Annotated in this window: 20 protein-coding genes; 6 read left to right on the top strand and 14 right to left on the bottom strand. The window is 45.0% G+C overall.

Features of this window, described 5'->3' with window-relative positions:
- Nucleotides 1-140: 140 nt before the first annotated feature.
- The 3 genes from QZY95_RS15975 to QZY95_RS15985 form a co-directional block, all read right to left on the bottom strand.
- Nucleotides 141-527: a hypothetical protein gene (locus QZY95_RS15975; protein ID WP_290925380.1), complete on the bottom strand. Its 387-nt coding sequence runs from the start codon at nt 525-527 to the stop codon at nt 141-143.
- A 226-nt stretch (nt 528-753) separates the two neighbouring features.
- Complete coding sequence (locus QZY95_RS15980) at nt 754-1,767, bottom strand: bifunctional ADP-heptose synthase (protein WP_290925382.1); 1,014 nt, start codon at nt 1,765-1,767, stop codon at nt 754-756.
- Between the two features lie 70 nt (nt 1,768-1,837).
- Nucleotides 1,838-2,731: a ParB/RepB/Spo0J family partition protein gene (locus QZY95_RS15985; RefSeq protein ID WP_290925384.1), complete on the bottom strand. Its 894-nt coding sequence runs from the start codon at nt 2,729-2,731 to the stop codon at nt 1,838-1,840.
- 86 nt (nt 2,732-2,817) lie between these two features.
- Between QZY95_RS15985 and QZY95_RS15990 the strand changes: the two genes are divergently transcribed.
- Nucleotides 2,818-3,258 (top strand): hypothetical protein, encoded by a 441-nt coding sequence (locus QZY95_RS15990; protein ID WP_290925386.1) that lies wholly within the window; start codon nt 2,818-2,820, stop codon nt 3,256-3,258.
- A 12-nt stretch (nt 3,259-3,270) separates the two neighbouring features.
- On the opposite strand, the gene QZY95_RS15995 is transcribed toward QZY95_RS15990, so the two are convergent.
- The 7 genes from QZY95_RS15995 to QZY95_RS16025 form a co-directional block, all read right to left on the bottom strand.
- Entirely contained in the window at nt 3,271-4,053 is a 783-nt protein-coding gene (locus QZY95_RS15995) for a ParA family protein (RefSeq protein ID WP_290925388.1), read from the bottom strand.
- A gap of 360 nt (nt 4,054-4,413) precedes the next feature.
- Nucleotides 4,414-5,421 carry an NAD-dependent epimerase gene (locus tag QZY95_RS16000; RefSeq protein ID WP_290925390.1) on the bottom strand — a complete coding sequence of 336 codons (1,008 nt, stop codon included), beginning with the start codon at nt 5,419-5,421 and terminating at the stop codon, nt 4,414-4,416.
- A gap of 71 nt (nt 5,422-5,492) precedes the next feature.
- Complete coding sequence (locus QZY95_RS16005; RefSeq protein ID WP_290925392.1) at nt 5,493-6,254, bottom strand: slipin family protein; 762 nt, start codon at nt 6,252-6,254, stop codon at nt 5,493-5,495.
- Between the two features lie 96 nt (nt 6,255-6,350).
- Nucleotides 6,351-7,709, bottom strand: coding sequence for a nodulation protein NfeD (locus QZY95_RS16010; RefSeq protein ID WP_290925394.1), 1,359 nt, complete (start codon nt 7,707-7,709; stop codon nt 6,351-6,353).
- 201 nt (nt 7,710-7,910) lie between these two features.
- Entirely contained in the window at nt 7,911-8,735 is an 825-nt protein-coding gene (locus QZY95_RS16015; RefSeq protein WP_290925396.1) for a hypothetical protein, read from the bottom strand.
- Nucleotides 8,717-9,925, bottom strand: a complete 1,209-nt coding sequence (gene coaBC / locus QZY95_RS16020) for a bifunctional phosphopantothenoylcysteine decarboxylase/phosphopantothenate--cysteine ligase CoaBC (protein ID WP_290925398.1) — start codon at nt 9,923-9,925, stop codon at nt 8,717-8,719. Before coaBC ends, QZY95_RS16015 begins: the two co-directional genes overlap by 19 nt.
- Nucleotides 9,925-10,500 (bottom strand): hypothetical protein, encoded by a 576-nt coding sequence (locus QZY95_RS16025; RefSeq protein ID WP_290925400.1) that lies wholly within the window; start codon nt 10,498-10,500, stop codon nt 9,925-9,927. Before QZY95_RS16025 ends, coaBC begins: the two co-directional genes overlap by 1 nt.
- A gap of 154 nt (nt 10,501-10,654) precedes the next feature.
- Between QZY95_RS16025 and queA the strand changes: the two genes are divergently transcribed.
- From queA to QZY95_RS16050, 5 genes are all read left to right on the top strand, one after another.
- Nucleotides 10,655-11,773, top strand: coding sequence for a tRNA preQ1(34) S-adenosylmethionine ribosyltransferase-isomerase QueA (gene queA / locus QZY95_RS16030; RefSeq protein ID WP_290925402.1), 1,119 nt, complete (start codon nt 10,655-10,657; stop codon nt 11,771-11,773).
- 140 nt (nt 11,774-11,913) lie between these two features.
- Complete coding sequence (locus QZY95_RS16035) at nt 11,914-12,141, top strand: 4Fe-4S binding protein (RefSeq protein WP_290925403.1); 228 nt, start codon at nt 11,914-11,916, stop codon at nt 12,139-12,141.
- 2 nt (nt 12,142-12,143) lie between these two features.
- Nucleotides 12,144-13,208, top strand: coding sequence for a 3-methyl-2-oxobutanoate dehydrogenase subunit VorB (locus QZY95_RS16040; protein WP_290925405.1), 1,065 nt, complete (start codon nt 12,144-12,146; stop codon nt 13,206-13,208).
- 3 nt (nt 13,209-13,211) lie between these two features.
- On the top strand, nt 13,212-13,970 hold the full coding sequence (locus QZY95_RS16045; RefSeq protein WP_290925407.1) for a thiamine pyrophosphate-dependent enzyme: 759 nt from the start codon (nt 13,212-13,214) through the stop codon (nt 13,968-13,970).
- Nucleotide 13,971: 1 nt separating this feature from the next.
- Nucleotides 13,972-14,520 (top strand): 2-oxoacid:acceptor oxidoreductase family protein, encoded by a 549-nt coding sequence (locus tag QZY95_RS16050; RefSeq protein ID WP_290925409.1) that lies wholly within the window; start codon nt 13,972-13,974, stop codon nt 14,518-14,520.
- 397 nt (nt 14,521-14,917) lie between these two features.
- On the opposite strand, the gene QZY95_RS16055 is transcribed toward QZY95_RS16050, so the two are convergent.
- The 4 genes from QZY95_RS16055 to def form a co-directional block, all read right to left on the bottom strand.
- A complete protein-coding gene (locus tag QZY95_RS16055) occupies nt 14,918-16,246 on the bottom strand; it encodes a transcription antitermination factor NusB (protein WP_290925411.1) in 1,329 nt (442 codons plus the stop codon).
- Nucleotides 16,247-16,360: 114 nt separating this feature from the next.
- Nucleotides 16,361-17,206, bottom strand: a complete 846-nt coding sequence (locus QZY95_RS16060) for a DUF116 domain-containing protein (protein ID WP_290925413.1) — start codon at nt 17,204-17,206, stop codon at nt 16,361-16,363.
- A 15-nt stretch (nt 17,207-17,221) separates the two neighbouring features.
- Nucleotides 17,222-18,211: a methionyl-tRNA formyltransferase gene (fmt, locus tag QZY95_RS16065; protein ID WP_290925415.1), complete on the bottom strand. Its 990-nt coding sequence runs from the start codon at nt 18,209-18,211 to the stop codon at nt 17,222-17,224.
- Nucleotides 18,196-18,696, bottom strand: coding sequence for a peptide deformylase (def, locus tag QZY95_RS16070; RefSeq protein ID WP_290925417.1), 501 nt, complete (start codon nt 18,694-18,696; stop codon nt 18,196-18,198). The genes fmt and def overlap by 16 nt, the downstream gene beginning before the upstream one ends.
- Between the last annotated feature and the right edge of the window lie 219 nt (nt 18,697-18,915).

Below are 18,915 nucleotides of genomic sequence, written 5' to 3' on the forward strand. Positions count from 1 at the left end.
TGGGCTGCTCCGTTGCAGCGAGAGACGTTCTATGCAAACCAGCCCTCTCCGTCAACAAGTTTTTAAAACTTTTTTGATTCTTTCTTCAAAAAAACTGACTAAAATAAACTAAATATCTGTTTTTACAACACCTTTATGCATTAAAAAAATAAAGGATTTTCAAAATTTTTCAGATCATACCAGCAGTCTTTATCTATGATCTGTCCATTTTCTATAACTAAAACACGGTTGTTCGCATTGGTAAGCCATTTTGAAAGAACACCTTCACCCTCAAAATTCCCTACAACTCTTACAACATCACCATTTTCAAGACCTATTCGAGCAATTTTTTTTATTTCGTCCTGTTGAAGCAACACAATTACCCTAGAATTAAGCTCAATAAACATGTCATTCAGCTTGCTTTGGTCTATCCGAGTAATTGTTCCTTCAACATGAACAATCTTTCCATCCAGCGACAACACAACTTCGTCTTTTGCCAAATAGCCTCTATAAAGCTCATTCGCACTATAGTTCTTTAATTTGGACATAGATGCACATCCAGTAACCAAGAAAAAGCAAATACAAAATAGCAGTGTTCGTACTAATGGAGTTCTTTTCATGCTCATGCGCTATACCAAAAAAAGCCCAGAGAACAGTCTCTGGGCTTTTTATATGCTTATTATGATGAACCGTGATGATTGTTGCAATACAACTTACGGTATAAAACATATCCCTAAACTAACGTTCCAGAATAGTTCTACACCTAACCATCAGCTAAGTCCATTTTTCAACTGGTGGAAGTGGTAACGTATGAATGGTCTCTACTAACTGTTCAGGAGTAACAGACGCTGCACCAACATGACCGACAACAACGCCTGCCGCGTAGTTTGCAAGAACACAAGAATCAACAAGGGAACAACCAGATGCTACAGCCAAAGCAGCTGTTGCTATAACAGTATCTCCTGCGCCGGTAACATCAAAAACTTCCTGCGCCATTGTAGGAACATGCCAGACCGTCTCTTCATCATCGAAAAGAGCCATTCCGAGAGGACCAAGAGTTGTGAGTAACTTATCACAACCAAGCAAACGAAAAATCTCACGTCCTGCTTCAAGAATCTCTTCACGACTGCCAACCGGAAGCTTGGCACCTTCGCTGGTTTCCTTGGAGTTTGGTGTAAGGATAAATACGTTTTGGTATAACTCAAAGTTTGGAGTCTTTGGATCAACAAAGATTTTAGGTCGATTTTCCTGAGCATCACAAAGGAAACTCAATCTATTCATAAACTCCTTACTTACAATTCCCTTCCCGTAATCAGAAACAATAACAACTTCATAATCACCAATGCAACGTTCTACACGAGCCATCAAGTTATCTAGATCTTCACCGCAGATGGTAGAAGTATCTTCACGGTCAATGCGGATCATTTGCTGATTACTGGCAAGAATGCGTGTCTTGCGTGTTGTCTTGCGTGTACCGATCTGCAAAATATCATGATCAATTCCCTCCGAATCCAACAAGGCATTCAAAAGGTCTGACCCCATCCCCGCACCGGAGACTGTAATAATTTTGGGTGCGCCGCCTAACGTACGAACGTTTTTAGCAACGTTTCCAGCCCCGCCTAGAACGTGGCGGTCACTGCTGACATGAACAACAGGAACAGGCGCTTCAGGAGAAATACGATCAGCACTCCCCATCAAATACTCATCAACCATAATATCACCGATGATGAGAACTTTAGATCCTGCAAAGCTGTCAACGCGTCCTGCGAGTGTATCTTTATTTACCATATATAATGTTATCCTCAGAATACTCCCGTATCACTTTATATATCAGCTTAAAAAAGCTTATGATACGCGGTTATCCTGCCTGTTCTAATCCTAATTTAGTGAGCAGTTCATGAAGCTCTTCCTCAGTGCTGTAGCTGAGGGTTACTTTTCCTTTTTTCTCAGTCCCTGTCATCGTGACTTTACTTGAAAAAAGCGTGCTCAAACGAGTTTGAAATTCTTTAAGTGCTTCCGGTTTTTCAACTTTTGCACTGTCTTTTTTTGCCTCTTCCGGAGCCACAAAACTTTTGTGCTGTTTCCAGGAAGCTGCCAATGCTTCCGCCTCACGGACAGTAAGCATCTGGGAGACTATTATACCGAGAAAATCAATTCGGGCAATTTCATCAACGGAAAGAATGGCACGTGCATGCCCTGCTGTAATGGTTCCCGTTGACAATGCGTCTTGTGCCATAGCCGGAAGCTGAAGAAGACGCAATGTGTTTGCAATGGCTGAACGGCTTTTACCAACCTGTTTGGCCAACTCTTCCTGTGAAAGATTAAACTGATCTTTTAATTCCTGAAGCCCCTTAGCTTCTTCAAGTGCTGTTAAATCTTCACGCTGTAAATTTTCTATCAGAGCAATGGCCAAGGTTTCCATGTCATCAAGTTCACGGATAACCACCGGAACCTCACGGATACCTGCAAGCTGACTGGCTCTGAAACGTCGCTCTCCAGCTACAATTTCATATATATTTTCTCCACCAACAACCTGAGGGCGGACAAGTAGCGGCTGAAGCACACCTTTTTCACGAATCGAGGCTGCAAGCTCTTCCAACGCCTCATCGTCAAACTGCTTACGCGGCTGATTCGGATTCGCTTGAAGAAGTCGCAATGGAAGCATGTTAGGACTCTCCTGCTCTGCTTCCGGTTCGGTATTTTTAAACAGTGCGTCTAGTCCTCTACCAAGCCCTCTTTGTGCGCCGGCCATATATATCTCCTTGACAATAAATCTATTCAAAACGACTCTTGGACATTCACACTCTTAAACAATCGGCACGTTATATGGAGGCTGAAATGTCCGAATATGAAAACCATGTTAAGCGGCTATACGACCGTGAAGGCAACTTACACGGTGTACTGCTTAGTCCAGAAATCTGGAAAAAAGCTGGAAAAAAAATATCAGAGATTCTTGATCAGGCTCAGGAAAAACCTGCTTCTGAGATTCATCAAGAACCTATTGAAGACTGGCAGATGTTCAAGGATTACTGGGATTTTAAATACCCATTCAATCCTAAAGTTACCTGTAAAGCATGTGGTGAAGAATCTGAAAATTGGGAAACAGATTCTCCAAGAAAATTTTACTTAACCAATGCTTCACTCAGCGGCCTGCTTGTTTTCCACTGTGAAAAATGCGGGGGAACCGTTCGTAAAAAGCATTTTAAAGACCATATATGCTTTGAAGCAACATCTGCTTCCGGTGAATCTTGTGAACCGGAATGCATCTTCCCCGAATAGAATATTACTCTTTTAAGACTTCACAGGCGCAGAGGCATTTCTCATTGCTACTTCTTTAGCAAGAGCAAGATATGCAGCTGCGCCTTTTGATTTTATATCATAATGAATGATAGATTTTCCATAACTTGGTGCTTCAGATAAACGTACATTTCGAGGAATAATTGTCTTAAAAACATGCTCAGGGAAACAACGCTCAACTTCACTTTTAACTTGTGTTGAAAGCTTGTTCCTTGTGTCAAACATAGTGAGCACAACACCTAGTAAAGAAAGATTTGTATTGAGCCGTTTTTTTACCTGCTCATAAGTTTGCAAAAGTTTAACAATCCCCTCAAGAGCATAAAACTCACATTGAAGCGGAATCAGCACCTCATGGGCAGCACACAAAGCATTCAACGTAATAAGTCCCAAAGACGGTGGACAATCTATAATAATGTAGTCAAATCTTGAAGCAACGTTGTTAAGAACATCTTGCAGGTAATACTCGCGTCCCATTTTATCAACAAGTTCAAGTTCAACCGCTACGAGATCAGTGGATGCAGGAAGTACGGAAAGATATGGTGTTCTGGTAGGGTAAATGGCATGCAGCGCTTTTTCCGGACTAAAAAAGGTACGGTATAAATTGCTGGACAAACTCTCTACATCAAGGCCGATACCACTTGTCGCGTTTGCTTGTGGATCACAGTCAACGAGTAATACCCGCTTTTCCATCACAGCCAAAGACGCTGCCAAGTTTACAGATGAAGTAGTTTTTCCTACCCCACCTTTTTGGTTAGCTACAGCAATAATCCGTGCCACATGAACCTCTCTTGTACAGTTGAAGTAGGAGTATTTTTCCTGATGTTTCACGTGAAACTACGAAAAAAACTCCAGTCCCACCCTCTCGAAATACAACTTTGCGTAGTAACTTTTCCATTGCTAGTTAAATTATTATGTTTATGTCAACACTGAGAAAAGTTTACTAAACAGATAAAGAGACCTCATTCCCCCGTTATACAAGAATCCCGACCGTAAACTAATTAGAAAATTTATTTAAACTTTTTTATGTTTCATGTGAAACACACACCCATCTTTTTTTAACCGAAAAGATCCTTTACTCAAAAAAAGGCAGCTTATCCGTTGATAAGCTGCCTTTGATGTTTCACGTGAAACGAAAAATTACACGTTGTAGTACCCACGATACCAATCAACAAAAGCACCAATGCCTTTTTCGATTGAGGTATCAGGTCTGAATCCTACATCGTTCATCAAATCGTCAACATTCGCATATGTCGCTTCAACATCACCTGGCTGCATCTCCATCATATTTTTAACTGCTTTCTGGCCAAGCTTTTCTTCAAGAACTTCGATAAAGCGTCCAAGCTCAACACTATTGTTGTTACCAATATTGTACACACGGTATGGCGCAGAACTGGATGCCGGATCCGGATTATTGCTATCCCACTCAGGATTTGGTTCCGGAGTTTTATTGGTCACACGCACTACCCCCTCAACAATGTCATCAATGTAGGTGAAGTCACGCTTCATTTTTCCATGATTGAACACATTGATAGGCTTGCCTTCAAGGATTGCTTTGGTAAACAGGAACAACGCCATATCAGGACGTCCCCAAGGGCCGTACACAGTAAAGAAACGTAACCCTGTTGTCGGTAACCCGTAAAGATGGCTGTACGTGTGTGCCATCAGTTCGTTTGCTTTCTTGCTCGCTGCGTACAAACTTACAGGATGGTTTACAGCCTTGTGGGTATCAAAAGGCATATTCGTGTTGAGACCGTAAACAGAACTGGAAGAAGCGTACACAAGATGCTTCACACCGTTATGACGACATCCTTCGAGGATATTACCGAAACCAACAAGGTTCGCATCAACATATGAATCTGGATTTTCGATGGAGTAACGAACGCCTGCCTGCCCTGCAAGGTTTACTACGTGTGTGAATTGTTCTTTTGCAAACAACTCACGCATAGCAACACGATCAGCTAAGTCAATTTCGGCATGGCGAAAATCAGAATTTTTAAGAAGGGGGGCAAGGCGGTCTTTTTTCAATTGAACACTGTAATAGTCGTTCAGGTTATCAAGACCAACTACAGTGTGACCTGCAGCTAAGAAACGCTGGGAAAGTGCTGAGCCGATAAAACCGGCAGCTCCAGTTACAAGAATATGCATTCAATAGCTCCTAAAGATGCAGTGATGTGTATGTAATCCGAGCCGCCGGTTTGTCATCCGTGGGTTCGGAATTAATTATCGTCTGTTGATTCAACGCCTTTTTGTGGCATGAGTTTAGTAACAATGTCTAGTGGTATTGGAATGAGTGTTGCTCCGGCATTGCTGGACATTTCCTGCATAGTTTGCAGATAGCGTAACTGCAATGCTTGAGGATGACGGGCAATAATTTCTGCTGCTTCAGATAATTTAGTTGCAGCCTGATATTCACCTTCGGCGTTAATAACTTTCGCACGGCGTTCACGTTCTGCTTCTGCCTGTTTAGCCATTGCGCGCTGCATTTCCTGAGGAAGGTCAATATGCTTCAGTTCTACTGAATTAACCTTAATCCCCCAAGGGGCGGTTTGTTTATCTAACAAATCTTGAATCTGCATATTCATCTTTTCACGATGAGCAAGAAGTTCATCAAGCTCTGCTCCACCACAAACACTACGTAATGTCGTTTGTGCTAACTGAGATGTCGCAAAAAGAAAATCTTCAACTTCAATGATCGACTTAGTCGGCTCAACAACCTTGAAATATACAACTGCACTCACCTGTACAGATACGTTATCTCGAGTGATCACGTCCTGTGAAGGAACATCCAGTGTTAATACACGCATAGAAACCCGAATCATCCGGTCTATAACAGGAATGAGGATGATAAGCCCCGGTCCTTTAGAATGCAGAACACGACCGAGTCGAAAAACGACGGCACGCTCATACTCATTCATAACACGGATAGAAAGTACCAAAAAGACGACAACGACACCTAATATTGCTGAAATAGAATACATAATTTCTCCTACTCTCTGCTTTGCTGCAGTTACGTTCGTCTAGTGTCCAATACTCTACGCTAGATGCAGAACAAATACTCCACTGCCTCTATCGTTTTATTCAACATCGATTGTTACCGTAAGCCCATCAACAGCCTTAACAACAACACTCGAACCATTTTCCAACTCTATTCCCTCAGGATACTTTTCAATATCTACAGTTGCAGACCATAACGTCCCATAGGCAAAAACCTTTCCTTTCGTGCCCTTCCATGACGCAACCTCAGCCTTTTCACCAATCATTGTCCCCAATCCGCTGGCCGGTCGCTTACGCAATGCTTTGGCTGCAAGATACGCGGTACCACCCATAATGACTGCAATTGATCCTGTTGTTCCTAAAATAAGAGAAATAGGAAGCGCCATGTGCCCCCCCTCTTCTGGGAATAAGATCAATGAACCTATTAAAAGAGCAGCAACACCGCCAATAGATAATAAGCCATAGCTTGTTACTTTAATTTCAAGAGCAAACAAAACTAAGCTGAAAAGAATAAGCAGCAGACCTGCAATATTTGTAGGAAGGATAGACATGGCATACAGCCCGAGCAGTAACGAAAATGCTCCTAAGATTCCGGGAATCATGGCACCGGCATGAGTAAATTCAATAAACAGACAAGCAACACCGGCAAGAAGAAGCAGGTACGCTATCTGCGGATCAATAAGCCATGAGAGCACACTATAACGGAAGGTTTCTTTATATTGAATAATTTCAAGCTGACTGGCTTCAAAGTGGACAAGACCACTTTGTGTTTTAATTCCATGCGTTCCAGCCTGAACTAAAAAATCTTCAATGGAAGGAGCAACAACTTCAACAACCCGCGCCGTGGCAGCGCGCTCACTTGTAATTGTTGTGCTGTTACGAACCGCATCTTCATACCAGTTTAAATTTCTATCCTGTCTCGCTGCAACTGTTCGAACCAGACTAACAAGGTCGTTGATAACTTTCTTGCTCATAGTGGAATCAATATTTTCACCACCTGCATCAACAGGTGAAGCAGCCCCCATTGTTGTCTGCGGAGCCATACCCGCAAACGTTGAAGCAGCTACTATAAATACACCAGCACTTGCAGCGCGTGCCCCTCTCGGCCCAACCCATACAAAAACAGGAATAGGAGAATTAAGCATGCTCTTCACAATTTCACGCATGGATGAAACTAATCCACCGGGAGTATCTAACTGCATAACAACAAACTGAGCACCAATACTCCCAGCCTGCCGCAAAACACTTTCAGTTAACTCCGCCTGTGCAGGGCCAATCCCTCCATCAATTGTATACTGTAGAATTTTAACTGAAGAATTTTGTCCATTTTCAGAGGCTTCTATGGGCGTTTTTTCTTCAGCTGGTAAGGTGTTTGCTTGGAAAAATACAAAAAATGCCGCAAACAGGCTAATAATGGCAATAAAACGCAAATGGCTCATTTTGACCCCCTAATAAGGAGCTAAAAAGGAATAATTCCTAAAAAGTATTCCAACAATAGAATCATTTAAGAGATAACACCAGTATGAACAAAAAATAAATTGTATTTTCACATACACCAAAGCTTCACGTGAAACATAAAAAAAGACTGCCTGTAAAAAACAGACAGTCTTTTTTCTTGTAATAAAAATTCAACCAACTCTCTAACGAGAAAGTCGAATAGCAGTTCTCAAATATGCAATGACCGGCGCTAGCATGTTTGGTGATTTCACCAGATAATCTACATCCGGCAACGCAATCAACCGGTGCCCTAAAAACTGTGTAAACAGATACGGGCGTAACTTGGAATCAGGCATAAAACTTTTTAATGCCTTAGATCCAAACACGACGCTATATCGAGGACGCAAGCGCCTCAAGCCGGCAAGATAAATCTCAGGAGCCGCTGTCAGCGAATCAGGAGTGTCACCACTGGAAGCAACAGGCCAAAATGAACTGGTGCCGCGTGGTAAGTTTAAACTGCTGATCAACCGTTTCAATACATCCCGACGTTTCGGGTCTGCATGTCCTGAAAGATCGTCCCCAAGAGACCAATATGTCCAGACCACAGGGCTGGGAATTTGGACTTTATTCCAATATCCCTGCCACTGCTGCGGCCACTCCTCCGGCGGCTTGTTGGTCGGATGAATAACAAGCGACGGCATAGCTCTAGGGGGAACAGCATTTGGACGCTGTTCCTGTTGCTGCCCACGAGGTGGTCTAGCCTGAGGAGTTTGTGAAGATCTCTGTTGAGGCTGTGATGCCGGTCTATTTTGCTGAGAATATTGCGGTGCGTGATCGGTATGTGAAGCCTGATGCGGCATAGACGCAACTGTAGATGAAGGACTTTCCTGAGCTACAGGAACAGACTGTGCAGTTTGTGCCTCAGCCATTGCCTGTGCAAGGGAACCATCTTCATCAAAAAGAAAGCGGAGTCCGGCATTATGCCAAGGACGTATCTGCTCACTAAGAACTACAGTTGAAGTAGCCAATCAAACACTCTCCATGCAACTTCAGGCTTCGGAGCCAAAGGCCAATCCTCCTGCCTGCCGTTACGGTCTACAATACACACTTCATTAGTCGCAGTCCCGAATCCGGAACCGCTCTTTGCGACATTGTTACCAACAACAATATCAGCATTTTTTGCAGCAAGTTTCTTTTTCACATTCTCATGAATATTATCAGTCTCTGCTGCAAATCCGATTACACGCTGGTCATCACGCTTTGCGTTTCCAAGGGTCTTAAGAATATCTACCGTCCGTGTAAAGGAAACAGTGAGATCATCTCCACCCTTTTTAAACTTGGAATCACCAAAAGGAACCGGAGTATAGTCAGCGACAGCCGCAGTGAACACACCAATACTCATGTCATTCCATAACGAATCAGCGGTCTGGTACATTTCAGCAGCGCTTGTAACATCATGCCTATGAATTGCAGAAGGAAGCCAAGGAGCTCCCGCACCACAAATGGCATGAACATCCGCTCCGCGAAGCCAGGCGGCAATAGCAAAGGATGCGCCCATGGTTCCGGATGATGGGTTAGACCAGAAACGCACACCGTCCCACTTCTCACGAGTAGGTCCTAATGTGATCATAACTGTCTGCCCTGCCATATCCTGTGGTGACAAAGCACGCAGACCGTGCAAATAAATATCGTCAACACAGGCAAGACGTCCCTGCCCTTCTTCCATGCAGGCAGTACGCCCGCATCCCGGCTCAACAATAACGTGCCCACGCTGACGGAGTTTTTCAACATTCTCCTGAGTAGCAGCATTGTGCCACATACGCGGATTCATTGCCGGAGCAATTACCAGTTTTTCTGGAAACGCCAAAGCCTGACAAGACAACATGTCGTCTGCCAAACCGTTAGCAAGACGCGCAAGCGTGGTTGCTGAGGCAGGAGCAATTACAAAAGCATGACACGCCTCACCCGGCATAAGATGTCCGAAAACGTCATCACCGACAGGATACATTTTCGAAAAAACAGGTGATGCACCAAGTGCTTCAAAACTTAACGGAGTAATAAACTTTTGTGCAGAATCAGTGAGAGTTACTCCAACATCTGCACCGCTGTCTTTAAACATTCTCAGCAAGTCCAACCCCTTGTAAGCGGCAATAGAACCGCTTATGCCAAGGTGCATACGCTTGCCAAGAAAGCCTGTAAAAGCTGTATGTGATTTCACTAGCTGTCCAATCCTTCTTCTGCCGGAAGATCTGCAACAGGGGCAGGGGTGCTTTTCGGCTTTGGAGTAGTAGTATTCATAGAAGATGATTTTGGCACATCAAGAAACGGAAGAGGCTTTTCAATCATCGTAGAATCCTGATCAGGACGAGGGGAAACCCAAATCTCAAGATCAGTATTAAACGAACTTGTATCTGTGATGTTCAAAATCGCAAAACGGGTCGGTTTGGTAAAAAGCAATAAGGTACGCGGAGAGGTAAACTGGAAACGCAGTTCCCATCCGTCCTGCTGCATTGTTGCGATCATGGCTTTCGTAAGAGACATAAAATCGACATTTCCGGAGAAAACCAGAACGCCAGTCTGCTTATGTCCCATACCATGGACAAACATCTGTGATTCATCAGCTTTCATTTCAACAGGTACACGAACATCAGGGAAGTTGTAGTACATGAATCGGGATTCAGCAGGCGCTTGTGCACCGCCTGTTGGCTCTGCTGTGCCAGACATATTCGAAAGAGTACAACCGGATAGCATCACACAAAGAGCTACTACAGAAAAAACTAATCGGGCTCGCATTGGCCGCTCCTTTATGATTGAGTCTTAGAGAGTTCAGGTGTAGGCACATGAAGTGCACATCATGTATATAATGTTACGTGAGATATAAATAGCGCAATGCAAGATAAACCGCAATTTTCCACCATCCTTAAATAACAGAGAATGGATTATTATAATGGAACGCGATAGCCACTGTACAAAAAAAGATTTACATACAATTCCTGAAGATTTCAGGCTTTCAGCATATACATATGAACTTCCGGAAGACCAAATAGCACAGCATCCTGCTGATAAACGCGGCAGTTCACGTCTTTTTGTCATTGATAGAGAAAGCGGCGAGAACCATGCAGCAATGTTTGCAGATCTGGGTAAGTACCTTCCAAAAAACGCTTTACTCGTAATTAACAATTCAAAAGTTCTTCCTGCACGCCTTTTCGGCAACCGCCCTTCCGGCGGGAAAGTAGAATTTTTGATGCTCACACCGCTCCCTTTGGTGGAGCCGGTGGAAAACGGCGAGTGGAAAAGCGCCTCAGTCGAAGGACTGATGCGCATGTCCAAACGCGTAAAGGTCGGAACAGTCGCAGAGTTTGGTGATGATCTGTGGGTTGAAGTGACGGAAACAGCAGACTTCGGACGCTGTCAGGCAACAATCAACTGGCGCGGAGAATTAAAAGACCATTTTCTCGCTCAAGGGCATCTGCCGCTTCCGCCGTATATCAAACGTGAGGACACCACAGCGGATAAAGATCGCTACCAGACTGTCTATGCTGATGACAGCCAGCTGGGATCAGTTGCAGCTCCTACTGCCGGACTGCATTTTACTGAAGAAATGCGTAATCAGCTTTCAGAAAACGGCATTGAATGGGCAGAAGTAACACTCTACGTCGGGTACGGAACGTTTTCTCCGGTACGATGCGACGACATTCGTGAACATTCAATGCATAAAGAATTTATTGAATTATCAGAAAAAACTGCACAGCAGATTGCCAAAGCAAAAGCAGAGGGTCGCCCTGTTATTGCGGTAGGCACAACGTCTTCCCGAGTATTGGAAGGCGCATTCAAAGAAGCAGGTGGACTCGTTCCGTTTAAAGGATGGACAAATATCTTCATCTATCCGGGCTACGAGTTTAATGTCGTGGATCATATGATCACAAACTTCCACCTGCCGGAGTCTTCACTCCTTATGATGATCAGCGCGTTTGCTTCAAAAAAACGCGTTTTGGCAGGGTACGAAGAGGCAATTTCAAAAGGTTTTAGAGTATTCAGCTACGGGGATTCTATGTTTATTCTGTAAACATTATACAATGGTTATAATGGGTATTGTAATACACCCCCACTTTTGACATAATTGTCTAAGTCACTCTATAAATAAGCCGTTCGTTGCACTACGACACGCGGCAAAAATGATCTTACTTATAAAATTGAGGTGAAAACATGGCACGCGTTGAATTCCGCGAAGAACGGTGTAAGGGCTGCATGCTCTGTTCTACCGTTTGCCCAAAGCAGATTATCTGCCAGTCTTCCCGCTTTAACAAGCAGGGGTACAAAGTAGCAGAAGTAAAAGAAGAAGACATGGAAAACTGTACTGGTTGTACTTCCTGTGCGCTTATTTGTCCTGACCTTGTTATCAAGGTTTACCGCGAAGAGAAAAAGGAGAAGTAGCCATGTCCGAAAAGAAACGTATTTTCATTAAGGGTAACGAAGCTATTTCCCGCGGTGCACTTGCTGCAGGATGTACTTGTTACTTCGGCTACCCTATTACTCCTCAGAACGATATTCCTGAATTTCTTTCAACAGAAATGGCTGCCGTTAACAACGGTGAATTCGTTCAGGCTGAATCCGAAGTTGCAGCTGCCAACATGCTTCTCGGCGCTGCTGCCGGTGGCGCACGTGCAATGACCACCTCATCTTCTCCGGGTGTTTCTCTCATGCAGGAAGCGATTTCCTACATGGCAGGCTCTGAACTTCCGGGTGTTATTGTAAACGTTAACCGTGGCGGACCGGGTCTTGGCGACATCGGCTCTTCACAGGGTGACTACTTCCAGTCAACCCGAGGCGGCGGACACGGTGACTACCGTACTCTCGTTCTCGCTCCGGGCACCTGTCAGGAAGGCTATGACATGATGATTGAAGCATTTGACCTTGCTTTCAAATACCGCAACCCTGTTCTCGTGCTTGCAGACGCAATCGTCGGTCAGATGAAAGAGCCTGTAACTCCTTGGGAACCGAAAGCTGCTGACAATCACGGTGCAGAAGACTGGTGCATCGACGGTGCAAAAGGTCGCGAAAAACGTCTGCTTAAATCCCTCTTCCTTGAAGACGGTGCATTAGCAGGCCAGAACCGCAACCTGCAGTCTAAGTATGAAGCAATGCAGGCAGAAGCACGCGCAGACGTTTTTGAATGCGACGATGCAGAGCTCGTAGTAGTAGCATTCGGCTCTATCGGCCGTATTGTTAAATCTACAGTTCGCCGCCTGCGTTCCGAAGGAAAAAAAGTTGGTCTGGTACGTCCTCTTACCCTGTACCCGTTCCCTTCCGAAGTCCTTCGCGATCTTGCCAAACAGGGCAAACGCTTCCTTACAATTGAACAGAACTGCGGCCAGATGGTAGACGACGTGCGCCTTTCCGTACGTGGTATTGCAGATTCCGAATTCCACGGTCACATGCCAGGCGACCTCCCTGGTTCTGATGACTTCCTCGCACCTATCATCAAGCACTTGGAGGACTAGGGAATGTCTGAAAAACTCGTTTTCGACGCACCTGAAATCATGATTGACCGCCCAACGCATTACTGCCCGGGTTGTCATCACGGCGTTGCACACCGCCTTGTTGGTGAAGTGCTTACAGAAATGGGACTCGTGGACGACACCTTGTGTGTAGGCTCCATTGGTTGCTCTGTTTTTATCTACAACTACCTTGATGTAGACGCAGTTGAAGCACCACACGGTCGTGCTCCTGCGGTAGCAACCGGTCTCAAACGCGCCCATAAAGATAAATTTGTTTTCACCTATCAGGGTGACGGCGACTTGGCTTCTATCGGCCTTGCAGAAATCGTTCACGCTGCAAACCGCGGTGAAAAAATCTCTGTTGTATTCGTAAACAACACTGTTTACGGCATGACCGGCGGCCAGATGGCTCCTACTACTCTTGTAGGCCAGAAAGCTACCACCTGCCCTGACGGTCGTTGTGCAGAAGAGCACGGTCAGGCTATCCGCATGAGTGAAATCATCGGTGGTCTCGGCGGAACAGCTTACTGCGAGCGCGTATCTCTTGACTCTGTAAAGAACATCCGCCGTGCGAAAAAAGCACTGCGTAAGGCGTTCGAAATGCAGGTTAACGGTACAGGCTTCGGCTTTGTAGAAATGCTTTCCGCATGTCCTACAAACTGGAAAATGGATCCAATCGCGGCAAACACACGCATCAAAGAAGAAATGATCCCGTACTTCCCACTGGGCGTTTTCAAAGATGTGACTAAGGACGGGGAGGAATAAGATGTATCAGGACGTTATTATCGCCGGTTTCGGTGGTCAGGGCGTTATGCTCATCGGTAACCTGCTCGCCTACGCAGGTATGGAAGCAGGTTCAGAAGTAACCTACATCCCTGTTTACGGTCCGGAAATGCGCGGCGGTACAGCAAACTGCACCGTTGTAATTTCTTCAGAAGACATCGGTTCCCCGATCATCCAGAGCCCAAAATCTCTGATCATCATGAACCAGCCTTCTCTGGACAAATTCCAGCCTAAACTCGTTGACGGCGGCATTCAGATCTTGAACTCCTCCCTCGTTGACGCTGCAAAAGCAGAAGACCGTGTAACAACCTACACTGTTCCAGCTAACGAAATTGCCGATAAACTCGGTAACACCCGTATGGCTAACATGGTTGCTCTCGGTGCTTACGTGCAGGCAACCGGCTGTGTTCCACTTGAGCAGGTTAAAGACTCTCTTAAATCTGTTATCAGCGAACGCTACAGCCACCTGATCCCTAAAAACGCAGAAGCTATTCAGGCTGGCGCGGATCACGTAGCTGAGCAGATGAAGTAATAAAAAAGAATACGTGCCTCCGACGGGTTTGCGACGCATTTATTATGCCTCCGGCGGGCAAGGCGGGTTTCACCCCCTTGCATCCCCCACAAGGGGACTCGTCCCCTTGACCCCGTTTAGGTATCGTTCTTTTTAGCGATTAAAAAAAGGGGGGAGTTTTTACTCCACCCTTTTCTTATACCCAAAAAAAGCTGCCTCGAATAAACGAAGCAGCTTTAATATTCTCACAAAGGTAGTGGCGCATAAGCCGCGAGGATATCATAAACAAAGAAAGACCTCACAACTGAAAAGTTTTGAAGGGGGTCTGGGGGAAACTTTTTCAAAAGTTTCAGCCCAGCCGCCGGAGGCATCCAGCTGACAGGCGCCACACGGAGGCATCCCGCTGATAAGCGCAGTCCTATGGTTTACGCAATAACGCTACATAGAAATATTCACCATACTCACTGTCATCAGGAGTCTGCCATTCTTTTTCAAGCTTGACCTCTGGGTGACGTTCAAGGAATGCCTGTACCTGCTTCTCGTTCTCATCAGGATTGATGGTACATGTCATGTACACAAGAAGCCCGCCCTCTTTCAGAATAGAATAGGTATTTTCCATAATGGCTTTCTGCACCTCAATGAGGTCAGAAATACCTTCTGTTGTACGGTGGTAACGTACATCAGGACGACGGGACAGCGTTCCGAAACCAGAACAAGGAACATCAGCAAGAATTGTTGCAGGCGGCTCCTGTAACAATGGAGATCCTTTTTTCGGCGGCTCTGCAGCAGACATCTGCAAAGAATCCGGCGGATACATAGCAAGACGTTCTGCTTCTTCACGCATTCCCAGCAAACGCTTACGGGAAGTATCAGAAGCAAAAACAACATCAACATCCTGCTCAAGAAGCGCATAGGTTTTGCCACCACGTCCGCAACAACAGTCCCATACAGGACCTTCCCATGTTTCAGGCAAAGCTTCACGAAGCACTTCCTGAGAAGCCATGGACTGACGGGAAACAAGACCATCGTTAATCATAGTCTTAAGCTCGGCTGGCTGAGATCCGGCAGGATACATAACACCGTATCCAATGGTCTCAACGCTTTTTCCATCATTGGTGAGTTCGTTCACCAAATCCATTCCAGCTTCAAAAGTCTGGTTCACGCGAATTCCAAGCGGTGCGTGCTTTTGAGCATTCGCAAGTAAGACCTGCGTGCGCTCTTCTCCGTAAGCGTCCATCCACGCGGATACAATCCATTCAGGCATAGAGTGCCAGGCAGCAAGAAGAGCAATGTCAGACATGCCGTCTTTACGAATAGATTCCATCTCGTGTGCTTTGTCACCCATTCTATCGAGGTTACGAAGCACTGCGTTTGTCAGCTTACCAAGTCCAAGTGAAAAACGTTTCTTAACGTACCCAACACACCAGTCAACTGAAGCGTAAACAGGAATACGGTCAAGATACAGCATTTCATACGCTGCAAGCCCCATTACATTTGCGGCTTTTTTAGGCAATTTCGAGCTATCCTTCAGGAACAATCCTAAAAGAGCCTCAATACGCCCTTTGTAGCGTAAAAAGCCATACACCAGCTCAGTACACAGTGCAGAATCCTGTGCTGTAATCTTTTGATTATTAAGCTGATAATCCAACGCAGCCTGAACATCGCGCCCTTTGTCTAAAACCTGAGAAATTACTTCAAGCGCAACCGAACGAGCTGGCGGCAATGCTGAATCTTTACGTCTAGCCATGTATATTCCTTACAATAATTCTATAACAGTGCATCAGCACTTTAGACTGTTGATTACGTCATTTTTAAGAGATTGAGACAACTATGTGCATTTCTGTCATCAATCTACAGTGCGTTAACACTTAGTATCAGCTTGCCCGAACGCTGCTTCAAAAAGCAACGGTGGAGCTGGATTTTTAATAAACATGCGAAGCGCACGTTCCATGGAAAGTTCCGGAACCGTTGTATCAAGACACGGGCCGCATGGGCGTTCATTAAGTACGCCGTAGACAGGCAGTGGATATGTATCCTGAATGCCGGAAGTAAGATCCCGTTCACAGGCAACAGCAATAATAAACTTCGGACGTTCTTTAACAACGATACGCCGTGCAATAGTACCGCCTGTAGCGATCGCAAATTTTACACCGTAATGATCACGTAAATTAAGCAACATAGCTACAGGACACTTACCGCAGCGTTTACAGTTATCGACATTATAGGACAGCCGTAACGAACAGTCGCTAGCCTGAAGACAATGAGGCGTAAGTATTAAAATATCGCTTGCTTCAAACTTACCATTCTCAGAGCGGACAAGCTCATTATTTACGCGGATAAAAGATTGTCTCACCCTACGTTTATCAATACCCAGCAAGCGGGCAAGCATCGTCATAAGAGGCAGAAAAAGCCGTATAGTCATCCCTCGCATTTTAGCACTGCCGAGCACTGCCCGCCCTTTCAATATTTGCAAAACCAACCCGAGGGTTGCCCAGCAGATAAATAAAATTGCAGAGCCGAAAAGTACGCCGAAAATATACGATAACGAAGGATGAATATTAGAGAATCCAATGAACGGAATAATCCACCCTGCAAGCAAAATAATGCACAGCAAAATAGAAGTGCCCGTAATTAGCCCGATAAAGAGGCGTTTACGGGCTCCGTAGTACCGTTCAGGATTATCTAAATCTTTTTTATGAAACAGCATGTTCTTTCTTTTATATTAGCAAAGCCCTTCACCGGAACAAGTAGCATCTTCACACTGGGCAAGATATCCGCAGGCAAATGCTTTTGCATCCATAACCTTTTTGTTTGCCGGACGCAGCTTACGGACAAGATAAACACGATCTGCCGTAGCAATAGCGATAGCATCATCCTGTAAACCAAGCACTGTACCGGGAGCAACTTCACCCTCAAGTGCAGGGCCGATTGTACCCGGCTCAATTGCGACACGCACAGATTTTTTTCCGGCACGCTCAAGTACAAAATATCCACCCGGCCACGGGGAGATACCACGTAAATGTGCATGAAGTTCAACCGCTGTCTTGCTCCAGTCGAGCAGACCTTCGGCTTTTGTTAACTTGGCAGCATGTGTTGAACGTTCATGATCCTGCACTTTAGGGTGCAAATCACCGACAACAAGTTTTTGTAATGCTTCAACAAGCAACTCACCACCAAGAACAGCAAGCTCATCATGTAACGTGCCGGCAGTGTCATCAATGCCGATAGCAAGAGCACGCTGAAGGAGAATCGGGCCGGAATCCAAGCCCTTTTCCATCTGCATGATAGTAATACCGGTAACAGGGTCACAATTCATGATTGAACGCTGAATAGGAGCTGCACCACGGTATTTAGGCAACAAGGATGCATGAACATTAATGGCACCGTGTGTTGCTATATCAAGTACACGCTGCGGAAGAATAAGACCATAGGCAGCAACAAGTAAAACGTCAGGTTTAAGCGCTGCAAGCTCTTCTACGTCTGCATCGTCTTTAAAATTCAGGGGCTGGTAAATGTCGTACCCTTTTTCAAGGGCAAGCATTTTTACCGCAGAAGGTTTACACACCTGTCCACGCCCGCAAGGGCGATCCGGTTGTGTGTACACACCCACAACTTCTGCTCCGTCCCACTGAGAGACACGATCCAAAATGGTCGCGGCAAAATCAGGGGTACCCATATAAACGACGCGAAGTTTACCTACCGTTTCATCCATTTTTTCACCTTCTTGTCGTACATTGAACGTTTAAGACGGCTGATTTTATCGATGAAAAGAACGCCATCAAGGTGATCAATTTCGTGCTGCAAGCAAATAGCCAAAAGGCCTTCACCTTCAATAGTCACTTCATTGCCGTCCAAATCCTGTGCTTTTACAGTCACAGTTTCAGAACGTTTTACCTTGGCGCGGTATCCCGGAACAGAAAGACAACCTTCTTCAGAATCACAAGACCCTTCTGAAGAAACGATGACAGGGTTAACCAGTGTCATCAGGTCATTACGAACTTCAGGGCCGGAAACGTCAATAACAACGAGACGATGTAAAGAACCCACTTGCGGAGCAGCAAGACCGACACCATCTTCTTTGTACATGGTTTCAGCCATTGCTTTAGCAAGTTCTTTAATCTCTTCTGTAATCTCTTCAACAGGCTTGCTTTTTTCAGCAAGACGATTGTCAGGGTAGTGTAATACTTCGCAAATCATATATATCTCCTTCCGATTACTTGTAACCGGAATGCTTGTATGCCGTGTCTTTAAAAAAGACAATTTAAACTCGATAACTTTTCTGCCAAGCCGTATTTTCTCAACCAATGGAAAAAACAAGCCGAACAAACGTACCAATTATGTATATAAGCACTATTTTACCTGCTGGAAAGGAACGTTTTTTATCCAGCGTAACCTACCGAGCAATAAGCCTTTTCA

The organism is Halodesulfovibrio sp. (assembly GCF_015482765.1).
GTDB lineage: Bacteria > Desulfobacterota > Desulfovibrionia > Desulfovibrionales > Desulfovibrionaceae > Halodesulfovibrio.